11 protein-coding genes are annotated in these 15,045 nt (G+C 49.1%); 3 read left to right on the top strand and 8 right to left on the bottom strand.

What is annotated here, in order from left to right; genetic code table 11:
• Positions 1-104: 104 nt before the first annotated feature.
• Together ACE5LO_RS12420 and gap are read right to left on the bottom strand one after the other, a co-directional pair.
• On the bottom strand, positions 105-296 hold the full coding sequence (locus ACE5LO_RS12420) for a hypothetical protein (protein WP_375520341.1): 192 nt from the start codon (positions 294-296) through the stop codon (positions 105-107).
• A gap of 190 nt (positions 297-486) precedes the next feature.
• Positions 487-1,488 carry a type I glyceraldehyde-3-phosphate dehydrogenase gene (gene gap / locus ACE5LO_RS12415; RefSeq protein ID WP_375520424.1) on the bottom strand — a complete coding sequence of 334 codons (1,002 nt, stop codon included), beginning with the start codon at positions 1,486-1,488 and terminating at the stop codon, positions 487-489.
• Positions 1,489-1,595: 107 nt separating this feature from the next.
• On the opposite strand from gap, the gene ACE5LO_RS12410 reads away from it, so the two are divergent.
• Positions 1,596-2,450 carry a helix-turn-helix domain-containing protein gene (locus ACE5LO_RS12410; protein ID WP_375520340.1) on the top strand — a complete coding sequence of 285 codons (855 nt, stop codon included), beginning with the start codon at positions 1,596-1,598 and terminating at the stop codon, positions 2,448-2,450.
• A gap of 159 nt (positions 2,451-2,609) precedes the next feature.
• Here the strand turns inward: ACE5LO_RS12410 and ACE5LO_RS12405 are convergent, their stop codons facing one another.
• On the bottom strand, positions 2,610-2,993 hold the full coding sequence (locus tag ACE5LO_RS12405) for a RidA family protein (protein ID WP_375520339.1): 384 nt from the start codon (positions 2,991-2,993) through the stop codon (positions 2,610-2,612).
• A gap of 105 nt (positions 2,994-3,098) precedes the next feature.
• Between ACE5LO_RS12405 and ACE5LO_RS12400 the strand changes: the two genes are divergently transcribed.
• Complete coding sequence (locus tag ACE5LO_RS12400) at positions 3,099-3,437, top strand: winged helix-turn-helix transcriptional regulator (protein WP_375353100.1); 339 nt, start codon at positions 3,099-3,101, stop codon at positions 3,435-3,437.
• A 113-nt stretch (positions 3,438-3,550) separates the two neighbouring features.
• On the opposite strand, the gene ACE5LO_RS12395 is transcribed toward ACE5LO_RS12400, so the two are convergent.
• On the bottom strand, positions 3,551-3,940 hold the full coding sequence (locus ACE5LO_RS12395) for a MerR family transcriptional regulator (protein ID WP_375353102.1): 390 nt from the start codon (positions 3,938-3,940) through the stop codon (positions 3,551-3,553).
• A 110-nt stretch (positions 3,941-4,050) separates the two neighbouring features.
• Between ACE5LO_RS12395 and ACE5LO_RS12390 the strand changes: the two genes are divergently transcribed.
• Entirely contained in the window at positions 4,051-4,386 is a 336-nt protein-coding gene (locus tag ACE5LO_RS12390) for a YciI family protein (protein ID WP_375520338.1), read from the top strand.
• 432 nt (positions 4,387-4,818) lie between these two features.
• Here the strand turns inward: ACE5LO_RS12390 and ACE5LO_RS12385 are convergent, their stop codons facing one another.
• The 4 genes from ACE5LO_RS12385 to ACE5LO_RS12370 all read right to left on the bottom strand — a co-directional run bounded on the left by ACE5LO_RS12385 (position 4,819) and on the right by ACE5LO_RS12370 (position 15,014).
• Positions 4,819-5,691 (bottom strand): hypothetical protein, encoded by an 873-nt coding sequence (locus tag ACE5LO_RS12385; protein WP_375520337.1) that lies wholly within the window; start codon positions 5,689-5,691, stop codon positions 4,819-4,821.
• A gap of 254 nt (positions 5,692-5,945) precedes the next feature.
• Positions 5,946-7,196 carry an ACP S-malonyltransferase gene (gene fabD / locus ACE5LO_RS12380; protein WP_375520336.1) on the bottom strand — a complete coding sequence of 417 codons (1,251 nt, stop codon included), beginning with the start codon at positions 7,194-7,196 and terminating at the stop codon, positions 5,946-5,948.
• Between the two features lie 43 nt (positions 7,197-7,239).
• Positions 7,240-10,413: a cyclic peptide export ABC transporter gene (locus ACE5LO_RS12375; protein WP_375520335.1), complete on the bottom strand. Its 3,174-nt coding sequence runs from the start codon at positions 10,411-10,413 to the stop codon at positions 7,240-7,242.
• A gap of 29 nt (positions 10,414-10,442) precedes the next feature.
• Entirely contained in the window at positions 10,443-15,014 is a 4,572-nt protein-coding gene (locus ACE5LO_RS12370; RefSeq protein WP_375520334.1) for a non-ribosomal peptide synthetase, read from the bottom strand.
• Between the last annotated feature and the right edge of the window lie 31 nt (positions 15,015-15,045).

Here is a 15,045-nt window from a genome sequence, read left to right as displayed (position 1 = left end):
AGATTGAACCGCCGCGCCCATGTTTGACCTCATAACCAGCCGCCGCCATGGCCTGTAAAAAAAGCGTCCATATCCGGCGGTTTCTTTGCAAGGCAAGCATCAATCTACGCCTTTAATTTTTCCTGAAAAGTCTGCGGCTTATTGCCGCCAAGCCACTCACCATAATGCTTGAATTTTCCCTTGCTATGGAGCTTTGGATTGGAAATGACAGATAATCCGTGTTCAAGACAAATGCAGTCAGAGAGCCGCCGAACCGCACGAGCCGAGCCGATAAAATCACGCATCTCTTTATCCAATTACCAATCCACAAGAACAACCTCTCGGAGGGGTAGGGCTAGTAATATTGTTTATTTCGATTGTATATCCAATTTATATAGCCATAATTAACTTTGCTACTTCGCTGTATTGGGCAAGAACACTATCGTAAAAGCAAAAAGCCGCCAATTTGGCGACTTCTTATGCTCTTATCCTCCAGCTCAGTAAACATCATAATTTTGCAAGGTATTTTGCGGTACGTATCATCTGGCTGGTGAAGGAGTTTTCGTTATCATACCACGCGGCGATTTTCACCAGTGTATCTGTCCCTAACTCTGTTACCTTCGTCTGTGTTGCGTCAAACAGGCTGCCGTAAGTCATGCCGATGATATCAGACGAAACAAGCAGTTCATCTGTATATCCGTATTCATCCGATTGGGATTGCTCCATCTTCTTGTTGACCTGCTCCGCTGTCACGGAGCCGCCCACAACTGCGGTCAATTCTGTCAGTGAGCCTGCCATAACCGGCACCCTTTGCGATGTTCCATCCAGCTTGCCATCCAGGTACGGGATCACGAGCCCGATTGCCTTTGCTGCCCCGGTTGAGGTTGGGATGATGTTGCCCGCCGCAGAGCGCGCCCGGCGCAAGTCGCCTTTGGCGTGGGGGCCATCCAGGGTATTCTGGTCGTTTGTGTAGGCGTGTATCGTGGTCATAAAGCCCTTTTTGAGCGGTGCAAGCTCGTTCAAGAAATAGGCCATTGGCGCAAGGCAGTTCGTTGTGCAGGAAGCAGCCGAAACAATGGTATCGTCCTTAGTCAACGTGTGTTCATTAATACCGAAAACGATGGTGGGAACATCTTTTCCGGCGGTAGTGGATATCAGTACCTTTTTGGCGCCAGCTTCAATATGTGCCGCTGACGCTTTTTTTGATGCGAAAAAGCCTGTGCACTCCAGAACAACATCAATTTGCAGTTCTTTCCACGGGAGCCTTCCGGGGTCTTTTTCGGCATAGATCGGAATATCCACGCCGTTCACGGTCAAGCTGTTCTCGCTATAATCAATCTTGGCGTCATAACGTCCCTGCGTTGTGTCGTGTTTCAGCAGATGCGCAAGCATCTCCGGACTTGTAAGGTCATTGATGGCTGCAACTCTATATCCTTCCGTACCAAAAAGCTGTCGAAAAGCGAGTCTGCCAATTCTGCCAAAACCATTTATTGCGATATTAATTGCCATCATCGTAACCACCTTTCTTTGTCTTCATTCAAATTATATCCCTTGAACTTTTGTGATACACTGTCATAAGTGAAGCATTTAACTATACTATCTGTCAGGTGAGAACCATGCCGCAAATTGACCGCCATAAAAACAGAACTGTAAATATTGAATTTGTAGCAGCTGAGGATTTTACACATTTTCCTTACCCGGAGCGCTTGACTCTGGTTTTTGTTACGAATGGAAGTATAAAAGGGCTATTGAATGAACGCCCGGTCACCATTTCAGCACCCGCTATCCTTTGTTTGTCTGCAGAGGATACGATACAAGTTTTAGATAAGCATAACGCTTCGGCATCATCATTTTGTTTTCATCCGGATTTTCTTGATTCGACCCCCCTTTCTGAAACACAAGATTACTTTCCGACCAATCTGAAAATACAAACAGGTCTTTCACTGTTTCATAAATCTCCTGCACGAACCGGAATACCTCGTATTAGCGAGAAGGCATACCCACAATTATTTGAGTGGTTTTTTGTGCTTGGCACAGAAGTGTATGCACAAAGCGATGCACTCTGGGCATGCAGAATAAAAAAATACCTCATACAAATATTGGGGGTGCTTGAGGATTTGAACCGCCACAGCGAACAATCCCCTGTTGATGCAGTTCTGGAATATATACACACAAACTATTCCGACAAGATCACCTTGGAAGATTTAACGAAATGCGCGCACTTGAATCGCGTCTCTCTAAATAAGATGTTTCAGGAAAGATGCGGATGCACAGCAATGGGCTACTTACTGTTGCACCGCTTGAAAGTTGCGGGGAATTTACTGACTCATACGGACATGAGCTTGAATGAAATTGCACGTGCTACCGGATTTGAGTATGACACTTACTTCATAAAACAATTTACAGCTAAAAGAGGCATGTCTCCTACAGCATATCGGGAAACCTCCCGCAAGTTCGCTACTGCTCAATAAGGAGAGCAGGAAAAGCCGCCATGCAGGCGGCTTCTTAAGCGACAATATTTTGTTCTCTGACATTTGTAAGAAACTGATCCACCCTTTCGCTCCGCACCAATAGCGGCTGCGCTTTCTCATAGCGCAACCGCCTGGCTCTGAACTGCCGTAGCGGCCGCGTCAGTCCGTGTGTGCAACAGCGCTGACTTCCACCAGTTGCTCAGGGAACGCCAGGTATGTGACACCAATAAGACTGCCCGCTGGCCGGTGTTGTCCGATGTATTCCTTGAACATCTGGATGACTGGCTCGGAATGCTCTTGCGGGTTTGTCAGATAGAGCTCCACATAAGCGAGGTTCGACTTCGTAACACCAAATTCCGCCAGCACGCGATCGAGATTTTCCAGCGTCTGCCGGGCCTGTGCCTCGATATCGCCCTCACCAACTAACGCGCCCTGCGTATCGTGGGAAAATTGTCCTGAAATGTAGATGGTGCCATTAACGCTGTAACCCTGGGAGATGCCGTGATCCCAAAGATCGTGATTGTAGGTTTTGATATTAGCCAATTTATTCTCTCCTTTACTTCAATGTAAGGTTAGTATAAACTGACCACAAATAAAAATGTAGTACGCACTTTTTTGAAAGGTACTACCCGAAAGGATAGTGTAAATATGAGCATGGCTGATTATAAAGGTGAAGGGAATATTCAAGAGACCCCTTTTGGTTACACATTGTCTGTGATTGGGGGTAAATGGAAAATGCTTATTCTTTACCTGCTGGCCGAAAAGCAGCCTGTTCGCTTTAATGATATGAAAAGACAAATAGGAGCCATTACTTTTAAAACATTGAGTTCACAGCTAAAAGAATTGGAAGCAGATGGTATGGTGAATCGGAAAGAGTATCCTCAGGTTCCCCCTAAAGTCGAGTACAGTCTTACTGAGAAAGCGGAAACACTATTACCCATTTTGGAACAGTTGTGTGATTGGGGAACAAAAAATCAAAATAATTGAACCAGTGTCAACACAAGACACATTGTCATCAGCCACTTTAATCGACGGTGAATTCGGAACCGCCAATTAAAGTGGCTTTTATTGCTAACGTTCTTAACACGTTGAATGCTGTATTATTTGCCCTGTTGTAGTTTATCTGAGTCCTCTAGATTTTTAAAAAAATTGATTTTCTGATCGATTTTCTCCAGCGTCTTTTCAAGCTCATTCATTTGATCGATAACTTTCCTGCGGTAAGCTTCCATGAATTCTCGTCGTGCTGTTATTGTAGAGACTTCACTACTGCGCAAGGCGGTATAATGCTGCATCTCCCGAATGGGCATCCCCATCGCTCGAATATAACTTAAAACTTGAAACCATACGATATCGGATTTTGAATACTGACGATATCCATTTTCGTCCCGTTCTATACCGTCAATTAACCCGATTTGTTCATAGTATCGCAATGTATGGACGCTTAATCCCGTCATTTCAGAAACTTGTTTACTCGAAAATTTGTTTTCCATATTTTTATTATAACATTGGTTCGAACGCTATTGCTATCAAGTGCACTCTATACGTTATCATTGCACATGTAAGTAGAAATACAAATTTAAGGTACTGGAGGTTTTTTGTAATGTCTGATACTACAGCAAGCAACAATCCGGGTAAAATGCACTTCATGTTAAGGTCTACAACCCCTATAACGGCTTTTTCTCAGAATATGTCCGATATGACCGAAGAAGAACGCAACATTATGCACCAACATATCGCCTATTGGACGGACTTGCTGAATCAGGGGATTGCTTTAGTTTTCGGACCCGTATTAAATCCGAAATCGCCGCATGGGGTTGCAATCATTGAAGTTGAGAACGCAGAGCAAGTCTCACAACTCATCGCAGAAGACCCCGCCATTATTGCAGGATTGATGACTGCCGAGTTCTATCCGATGAAGGCTGTGTTACCGAAATAACACTCTTTACTCTGAAGTAGATGTAAATGGGGGCTAATGCGACAAAGGTATTGGCTCCCTATTGCGTTAAAGGGGGCTTCGATGTCTTTCCCTTACTCTCAATATATAACGCATCAGGTAACACTTCTTACTTTGTTCCACCATAGGAGCATACGGCGATGATATCCTTCACAGAGATACTTACTTTATATTCACTTATTTCTTTATAGTTATCAGATGCTTCCAGAGCTTGCAAAAGGATTTAATAGGAAATTTTGGTATTATTCACTACGAAATGAAGTTGAATATTAGATCAAAGACCGCCCTTCTAGGACGGTCTTTGATGGTTTAGGTGTGGATTTACTGATAGTTGTAAAAATTACTGTCTAGTGTCCCATCCCATGCTCAGTTGTTGTATAATAATCGTTTGCACTCACAGGAACCCCAAAAAGACTAATTAACCCTATTGTAAGCATCATCGTTAGAAATACTTTTCTCATTTTTGATCTCCCTTTCCCAAATTTCGTTCATGAATTTTGCATAAGTGTTCTGCTGATCTTGGTCCGCATGAATACGATGGTGCTCAAACAAAACCACGCATTTTTTAAAGACTGCCACATTTTTAAATTTATCAGACACTGCTAAAGTAAGTAGGATATAATGTAAGGCAATTTGATAATGTTTCATTTTCAAATGATATTCTGATAGGGTGTAGTAGAACTTTGTCACATACACTACTTCTTTGCTGTCTTTACTACAAGCCTCAATCGCTTCTTCAATAGCCCCCTCGGAATCGTTCAGTACAAAATCGACAGCAAAACCATGCTGAATGGCTGAGTTGAGTATTGTTATCATACCGGGCAACAACTCTTCAATTCTGGATGCTTTGAGAAATTGTACATACTGATGGAGATATTCCTGCCTCCCTGCAAGTAAATTCACGCTGTATGTATTGGCTTCCGCAAACGTTTTAAAGGCTGCTATTTCTTCGGCAGCATCTTTGCTCCCATCGTCCAACCAAGACAGATCAGCATAGTTTTTTATACAAATCAATGACTCATTGTACAGTTCCTTTTTCTGTAAAGCAATACCTTTCGCCATCTGACTGAATCCGAAATAGTAGACGATGTGCCTCTTTCCATCTAAATAAACGTATCGTTTCCCTGAATCTATTGATTGTTTTTGCCTAGAGTATACTCTCTCTGCCGATAGAAGAAGTTTATCAGCTATTTCAATCATGTGTTCGTAATCCTCTAACGTGTACGATGCTTTAAGTAAGTCTACTAAGGAGTCAATTCTCAGATCATCTAAGTGTAAATCATCCAATGTATTCCCTCCACTTCGAACCATTTACTCCAATTTTATAGTATAATTTTCCACAGGTCAATTACAAAATTTCGTATTTTACTATTTTCGCATTGATATTGAAATATATTTAAAAATGTGGTAATCATATTTCCAAAAACCAACATAGTTATGTTTTCTGAGGTAATTATAAATTGGCATTATACGAAAAAAGCGAGTGCAGCGGTTGTTCTCCCTCCTGCACTCGCGCTTTACATTATGCAAACAGCACTTCTTCACTTCACTGCATGTTCTTGTATCAGTGCTGACAGTGGCAGGCCGGTCTCAGCACTGATTTGGATGTAACAGTTCCAGGCTTCCTCTTCTGTTGCTTTTTTGGTGTGGAGTATGTCCTGCAGCAGTTGCAGTGCCTCCCTTTGCTCCTCTTCGGTCTCATGGCGCCCCTCCTGCTGCATGTGCAGATTGCGATACTCCAGTTTTTGGAATCGTTGAACGACACCGCTTGTATATTCCTCCATGCTGCTGTTGCGATTCGGGATAAGCTGGGCCATGGACAGGCAGGCTGCAGTCACGGTGGATCGGCTTTGCTGCTGCACATCCCGCAATATTTCGATGATTTCATCATAATCATGATCAACGGAAAAGCTCCGAATATGGGGATACGCTTGCCGGATCGTATTGCGCAGTGCTGCTCTGGGGCCAATCTCAATCAGGACGTTCACGCCTTGCCGCAACATACACGCGATGCTCTCCGACCAGCGGACAGGATGCAGCATATGGGATTGCAGCCCGGCACGAACATGCTCCTTATCGCGGTATGGCTGTGCATTCACATTAGAGATGACAGGCCAGCTTCCGTTCGCAAAATTTACATGCTGCAGCGCTGCGGTAAATTCGGCATTGGCCGCGTTCATGTATGGGGTATGAAATGGTGCCGATACATGAAGCGGATAGGCAGTGCCGCCAAGCTTGGCCAGCAGATCGACTGCGTGCTGCACCTGTCGGCTTTCACCTGAAATCACAATTTGATCGGCCGCATTATAGTTGGAAATTTGCACGAGCCGCTCATGATCTGAGAGCCGTGCACATACCTCTTCAATGACGGACACATGAACACCTTTGATGGCAGCCATGCGTCCAAAGCCGCTTTCAGTTGCGCGCTGCATGCATGTTCCTCGCTTCTGAATAAGGCGAAGCGCTTCTTCAAACGAGAGGACTTCTGCACATGCCAGAGCGGTAAGCTCCCCCAGACTGTGACCTGCACCGAAGGCTGGTGCAAGAAAGGCTTCCTCAACCAGCATCTGATACCAGGCATAACTGTAGGCAAAAATGGCAGGCTGAGCATATTCCGTCTGCTCCAGACGGTCCGAGCCGCTTTCATTCATCACGGCAGTGAGATCATATCCCAATATGTTGCTGGCCTGGTCAAAAATACGGCGGGCAATGGCCGACTTGGCGGCAAGCGACCGCCCCATCCCCGCATACTGGCTTCCCTGTCCGGAAAACATGATGCCAAGCTTGATCATTGTCCATCGTCCTTTCTTATAGAGGGTCTCGTCTCATCCCCGGTTACCAGGAACCGGATGCGGTCTTTTGCGTTTCCAGGTGTATCATTTGGCCGGATTCCATCTTAACCAGCCTATCTGCCAGATCAAAATAGCGATCATCATGAGTGACAGCGATCACGCATTTGCCCTGCTTCTTCAGGTCTGGCAACACTGAATGGTAGAAGAAGCGGCGAAACTCAGGGTCCTGGTCTGCTGCCCATTCGTCAAACAGATATACCGGTCTGTCCTCCATATAACTGATGAACAACGCGAGGCGCCGCCGCTGTCCCGAGGAAAGCTGAGTTGTGCTGAAACGGCCGTCCTGTATGTACACCTTTTGCTCCAGATGAAGCTGTTGCAGATAATGGCTCACCGCCGTATCATCCAGGTTGTTACGAACCCCGTACAATTTGTCAAAAAGATGGTACTCGCTGAACACCGCCGTAAACTGCTCACTAAGACCCGCAGGCGATACGGGACGGCCATTCATCGAGACAAAACCGGCCGAAGGCTCGTAAAGGCCTGTAATCAGCTTGACCAGCGTGGATTTGCCGCTGCCGTTTCCTCCTGTAATAAAAGTAACTTCACCTGCCCTGAGGACGAGGTTAACCGGACCGACGGAAAATGCTGCACCAGAATCGTTCTCATACGTGTAACAGACATGATTGAGTTCCAGGGTGCTGAAGCTGGCATCCAGTCTGTCCTCCATTTGCACAGACTCTGCCGCTCCAGGCTCGTTGCCCAGCTCTGCGGACAATTGATGAATCCGGTTCCAGGCAATGCGCATACGAATCAGATCAGGCACGGCATCCAGGACACCCCGCACCGGCGCCCCCATGTACAGAAAGATAAAAATAAAACTGCGCAAGGAATGGCTGCGGATGGAATCAAACCATAACGGGAACATAAAAGCTGCGACACCAATCACAACCGTAAACATGACCTCTCCAATGACAAACACGTTGGCAAAGCGTGTATCCCCCTGGATTCGCTTCACCCGGTACTCATTACAGCTTTCATGCAGATCGGCCCGGAATTCGGACTTTTTGGCCTGATGCAAACTGAGCTCCTTGAACCCTTGGGCCATGTGACCAATATACTTATAAAAGACATTCTGAATGTCACGGGTGGACTCCCAATGCTTGTTGGCATCGCGCCCTGCGGCATAATAGGCAAGGGCAGCAAATGAAATCACGAGCATGGATGCCAGCAGCCCATATACATTAATGAAACCGAGATAGACAAAACAGAAGATCAGGGTGATCAGGCTGGTCAATCCGAATACGAGCACATTGATGCCACCGCTGATTGTTTCAATATCGTGATTTAACACGGAATACAGCTTTTCCTTGGCAATCTTCTCTACTTTGCCATAGGGTGAATGCAAGATACGGTCAATGATTTCCGTTTGTTTGACATAAATGAGATCGTTGGTGAACCGGATGAGCTGTGTGCGGACGATTCTTTGACTCAGCACATATACCAGCAGACCGACGAGAAAAAACGAGAACAGTCCGGCCTGAAATGCACCCGTTCGCGCCAGTGCTTCATTAATAATAAAAATAATGAGTGTGTTGCCGATACCGCTCACCAGGCACAGGACGATAAAAGGAAATAAAGGCGACCTGCCTTGTCCGGGGAACAATGAATTGAGCAACAGGCTCAGGGCAAATAAAAGAAGTGCGGCATATAGAAAACACATGGACATCTTGAAGCTGGACGGTGCCCACACTTCGGCAAACCCCCAATTTACTCCGTTGAAAAGCACCTCGGGAAGCAACAGGAACGCATAGGTCAGCCCGCCGGAAAACACGACAAAACTGAGCAGCCGCAGCCCGTTCATAAGGATGCCGGAGGCCGCTTGCCGCCGCTTGTGGCGCAGATCGCGTCCAATGGAAATGACAAACCATAACGACAATCCGATAAAAGGCAGCGATATGGCCAAAAGAATGACCGACATCCGGTCCACATTACGATAAATATCCCCGATCTCCGTTACCGGCTCCTTGTCCAGCAAGAGATCAAGGATGCCCTGTCCGATGACCAGTGTATTGGCCGAGTTCAGATTGGCCATCACCGCTACGCCAAGCTGTTCCCCGGGGCGAAATGCAATAAAGGAGGAATAGGCCGGATTGCTGCCTGAATGGGACAGCTCTCCGCCTCCGCTCTGGTATACATACCACCCGGCGGCGTAAGAAGAGCCGTCCGCATCCGGGGACACTGTCCGGTCCGGTTGGTGCGATCGGGAAAGGACTGCTGCCATTGCCGGGTTCACAGACACCGCTCCCAACTGGATTTTGAGCCATAACGCCATGTCCCGGCTATCCGTATATATGTATCCAGCGGGTGTATTTCCCTCGTAAACGGGAGCATCAAACGGTCTGGGCTTCAGATATCCCAGCTTGTAGCCCTGAACCCCCTCGTCATGGCGGCTTGCTTCTGCTGTCGATACATAGGTATGATGCAGTCCGAGCGGCTGCAGCACTTGCTCGCGGATATAATTTTCATAGGACTGGCCTGTGACTTGTTCAATGACATATCCCAGAATGTCATAATTGACAGTTGCGTATTGGAACCGCTCACCTGGTGAAAAATCCAGCTCTGTTCCGCGCAGCTTTTCTATAGTTTGCCGGAGCGCATCCTCTCCCGCCCCTGCGGGAATATCGCCAATGGTGGAAAAAGGAATGCCGCTTGTCTGATACAGCAGTTGTCCAATTGTAACACTGGCCGCCTCGGTGCCGGGCTTGGCCCCAGCACCTTTGACATGGAATTGAAGCCAGGGAATATAGGCTGTTACCGGGTCCTCCAGCTTTAGCCTGCCTTCTCTGACCAGCTTGAGAACGGCCACTCCGGTATAAGCTTTGCTGGTCGAACCAAGCTCAAATACACTTGCAGCGGATACGGGCTGCCCGCGCTCGGCATCCGCATAACCAAATCCCCGTTGATATACAGTTTCAGCACCTTGCACAATCGTGACCGCAACGCCGGGAATGTGTGATTTTTCCATCTGGCTGTCAATCAGACGTTCAATTTGCGCGATGCGGCTTGCATCCGGCGGAACAGAGGGGTCCCCTGCCGCAGAGGCAGAGGCGAACGTGTGTCCATAGCTCGGCAACCCCCACAATCCCAGCATCAGAAGGCCAACAAGGATTAAGGCAAAGCCATTGTTTTTGTGTATTGCCGCTCGTTTCTTCATACTCCGCTCCCTTATGGACTTCGTGCGTTTTAGGAAAAAATGCTGTCCAATTCGGACTGTGTCAATTCGACGCTTTCGAAATCGGAAGGCGTAAACTCCGTATGTGTCTGGCGGGAGCAATATTCCGCGACTTCAAGCAGGCAGGCATGGAAATGCTCCATCAAAGCTGCCGCCAATCCTGTGACTGCTTCACCGGTCCGGCAGCTCACCTCAAACGTCAGCTTGCGGTCAAATACGCCCCCGTTGACTTCCATGGCATAAGCGCCGCTGCTCCGGGAAGCCGTCATGGCCATCGAGCCGTCGGCCAGTACAAAAGCGTCATCGTCACGGCCATTTGTGAACTCTCCCAAATAGTTAAATACGAGATCATTTGCCGGTGCTGCCGGCAGTGATTTTCGCAAATAACGGAGCACTCCGTAACCGATCCCTCCTCCCGGTATCTGCCGCAGATGCTCTTTGACCTGCTTAATCAAGCTGCCCCACTCCGTATGCAGTGACTGGATGGAGATCGGATACAGACTTGTAAACCAGCCCACCGTGCTGGAGATATCCACCTCGGAGTCCATCTGCTCTCGCCCATGTCCTTCCAGATCAAGGCTAACGTTGCGCTGCCCTGTTACGGAACGAATGGCGGCCAGCAGACCGGCAAGCATCAATTCCACAGGCCGGGTGTTGTAAGCCCGATTGGCTGTGGTCAGCAACTGCTGCGTAACGTCCGTTGGCAGTGCAAAATGTAAATGCTCCGTCCCCTGCCGTGATTCTCTATCTTCCGGGGTATTATCCTGTGATTCAAGGATCGGAGCAAGCCCGCCAAGAATCGTTTCCCAATAGGACTGCTCCTTCTCATACAGGAGATTACTATGGCGATGCAGGCTTTGCGCCCAGTCCAGATAGGAGGCGGTTTTGTTCGGAAGACATACGTCTTCACCCCTCAATCTCTGGCTTGCTGCCCGGTTCAAATCCTCAAGCACGATTCTCCAGGAAAGCCCGTCGATAATCACATGATGTGCTGTAAGCAGAAGATACGATGGGGTCCCGCTCTGATAAAAGATAAAGGCTTGCAGCAGCGGGTCTGCGGCCAGATTCAGCTTGCGCTCTGCTTCGTGTGCCACACGCTGCATTTCGGCATACGCTTCCTCATGGAGACCCGATATCCCACCCAATTCATGTACCGAACAACGCAGCGAGCGATGGTTTTCATTGTAAAAAAAGCGCTGTCCGGCCCCTTCCTGATTGATGCGGAGGGTATCGTGATGATGGATGAGCCGTTCCAGCAGCACGCTGATATCCTCACCGGACAAGGGCCGCCGAATCTCAAGCAAGAGACGCTGATGATATCGCTGCGGCTGATCAAGCGACAGATTTTTGAACCAGACGTGCATAGGCGTATCAGGCAGTGAGCCTGTACAGCGGTGATCCAGGGTGCCTGCACGTTTCTTCTCGCGAAGCAACGCCTCCATGTCACCAACCAGCGGATTGGATAAAATGTCATTTGCCGCTATCACATATCCTCTTTCCTGCAGCAGGGAGACCGCCTGAATGGCTTTAATCGAATCTCCGCCCAAGTGATAGAAATGAGCGTCCGATCCGACGGCATCCTGCTCCAAAACTTGCGCAAGCACCTCGTGCAAAGCCGCTGCGGCTGCACTTACAGGCTCCGAAGCACCGCTGCGGCTGCCTTGCCCGGCAGGCTCGGCCAGCGCCGGTTCCGGCAGCCGTGCTCTGTCCAGTTTGCCGTTGCGTGTCATTGGCATATCGCCAAGGAATACGTAATGCTGCGGAATCATGTATGCAGGCAAGCGCCGGGTCAGAAACGAACGGAGCGCCTCCCTTTCTTCCCTGCTGTTCATCACCAGATATGCACATAACTGCGGGGAGCTTCCGTTTACGGTTACCGCTGTCACTGCGGCTTCACTGACGGAGGGATGGGCAAGCAGCGCATTTTCAACCTCACCCGGTTCAATGCGGTACCCCCGCACGCTGAGCTGGGCATCGGCCCGGTTTTTGTACTCCAGTTGGCCGTCCGGGCGGAATCGGCCCAGATCCCCTGTTTTGTAAATGCGTTTGCCGGGTGCAAAAGGGTGTGGCAAGAAATGGGCCGCTGTCGCTTCAGGCCGGTTCAAATACCCTTCCGCCAATCCGTCTCCGGCAATATAGATTTCCCCCACCGTTCCCGGAGGCCGCAGCCGGAGATGCTCATCCAGCACATAGATTTGCACATGGTCAGCCGGAATGCCGATCGGCAACGAGCCAGCCTGATCTTTATGCCTGTCATACGTATAGATCATGCAGCCTACTGTAGCTTCCGTAGGGCCATATTCATTCATGATTTCAATATTTCCTCCCCAGGCCCGGTCGATGGCTGCGGCAAGGGCTGATTTGAAATCTTCTCCCCCTACAATGAGCCGCCGAATGGAAGACCCGCGAAGATCCATGCCTTTAAGCAGAGACAGGTGGGACGGGGTCAGCTTGAGAATAGTGACCTGATTGTCCCTCACAATGCGGTATATCGCATGCTCCTCCCCGTTATCGGGATATACCGCTATCGTCCCTCCGCTAACTAACGGCGTGAAGATCGAGGTGACGGTCAAATCGAAGGCAAGTGAAGAATACAAGGCGAATATCTCGGACTCTTCGCGCACATAGGTTTTGGCAGCCCACTCGATATAATTGACCAGAGCCCGATGGCGGATCAGGGTCCCTTTGGGCTGGCCTGTCGAGCCGGAAGTATAAATGATATAAGCCAAATCATCAGGGTGCCGCTCCACACTCCACTCCGGTACGGCATCCGCGCTCATATACTCGTCCTTCTCAAGCTGAGCAGCGGCCATAATCCACTCGCCGGGAAAAGAAAACGTGGCTTCACGGTTGGTCACGATCATTTGCACACCGGCATCACGGGTCATAAAAGCAAGCCTCTCCGCCGGCAATGAAGCATCCAGCGGAAGATACGCCGAACCGGATTTAAGTACAGCCAGAATGGCGATGACCGTCTCTATGGAATGGTTCATGTATAGACCGATCACCTGCCCCTTGCCCGCTCCCTTTGCAATCAGGTGATTCGCAAGCATGTTCGCCCGTGTGTCCAATTCCTGATAGGTTAGCTGGTGCGGACCATCGGTCACGGCCGTCCGATACGGCGTGCTGCGCACTTGCTGTTCGATCCGTTCAGTGATGGTTCGTTTTGCGGGATCATTGCGGGTCGTGTCATTGAATACATGTAGCTGCCAGTGCTCTTCTGCGGGCGAAAGCAGGTTCAGCATGTGAACGGGGACCTCCGGATCTTGGGCAACCTGTTCCAGAATGCGGCACACCAGCTCATACATCTGTTCGATTTCTTCGTCACTGTACACCCCAGTCTGATAGTCCATATCCAGGGACAAGCACGAGTCGGCCGACCAATCCCTGACAATCCATTGCAGCGCATACCACTGCTCGCCACTGTAAAACTCGGTGTTGCTCACGGACAGCTCCTGCGTTTCCGTCACATGGCGCGTATTATAGTAGTTGATAGATGTAGCAAAAAGCGATTTTTGCTGAAACCCGCTGGCATGCAAATCTTGCAGCAGCAAATCGTAAGGATAGCGATGATGCTTGTAACACAGCTTCATTTCGTCCTGGATGCGGGATAAGAGCTCCGTAAAGCTCCATTCATCACATATCGTAAACCGAAAGGGCATCGTGCCTGTAAACATGCCAAACGTTTGTTTTTGCCGTGCTCCGTTCCGGTTCAGTACGGGGGTGCCAATAACGGCCTGCTTTTCCCCTTCCATACGGTTCACGTAAATGTAATAAAGAGCGATAAACAACAGATTCAAGGAGGAGGCAGTTCTGCCGACCAGCTTCCTTGCCACAGCAGACAAAGCTTCGGAAAGCTGGAAGGACTGCCGCTTGCCTCTTAAATCCGCAGCAGAGCGCAGTTGAGCTTCAGGCATCTCGTCGAACTTTTCCAGCCAGAAGCGGCGATCCTGTTCGAACCTGCGCGAAGTTTTGTAATTATTTTCCTGTGTTATGGCATCTTGCAAATTCGAGCCCTGTATCCCTCCTGGAGCGGGGGGCGGGACCAACGATTCCATACTTTCCTTATCGGTCTGCAGACTGTCGTAAATAGCCCATAACTGATCGGTCAGCAGCGCAACCGACCACCCGTCTGCGATGACGTGGTGCAGCTTGATCAGTATGGCGCTGCTTCTTTCCCGAATGGCGCATAATGCGAATGTGTACAAAGGCCCCTCAGTCAGACGGAACGGAATGGCCGCCTGCTGGCAGACCCATTCTTCAAAGCGTTCTTCGGGACTCATTTCCCCGCTAAAATCCAAAAAGGCTGCGATCCGTTGCTCCGGATGAGGCACATCAGCAACCACAAGCTGCAGATCGGAGCCTTGCTGCACCAACTGCCCCCGTATGCCTTCATGTATGCTGACAAACAAGCGAATAGCCTTATCCATCCGTTCCGGATCAAAGAGGCCTTTTACCCGGACGACACCGCCAATATTGTGGAGAGGGGAGCCGGGAAACAAAGCTTCAACCGCACAGATCCGTTTTTGCGGGTGTGTCAGGGGCAGGGCTGTGAGGCCGGCGGACACGCAGTTATCGTTCATGGACAAATTCCCTTCTTTCTGTGAAGTCAGT

Origin of the sequence: Paenibacillus medicaginis, from assembly GCF_042138635.1 — a bacterium.
GTDB classification, from domain to species: domain Bacteria; phylum Bacillota; class Bacilli; order Paenibacillales; family Paenibacillaceae; genus Paenibacillus; species Paenibacillus medicaginis.
Note: the sequence above shows the minus strand (reverse complement) of the source record. Positions and strands in the feature narration are given on the sequence as shown.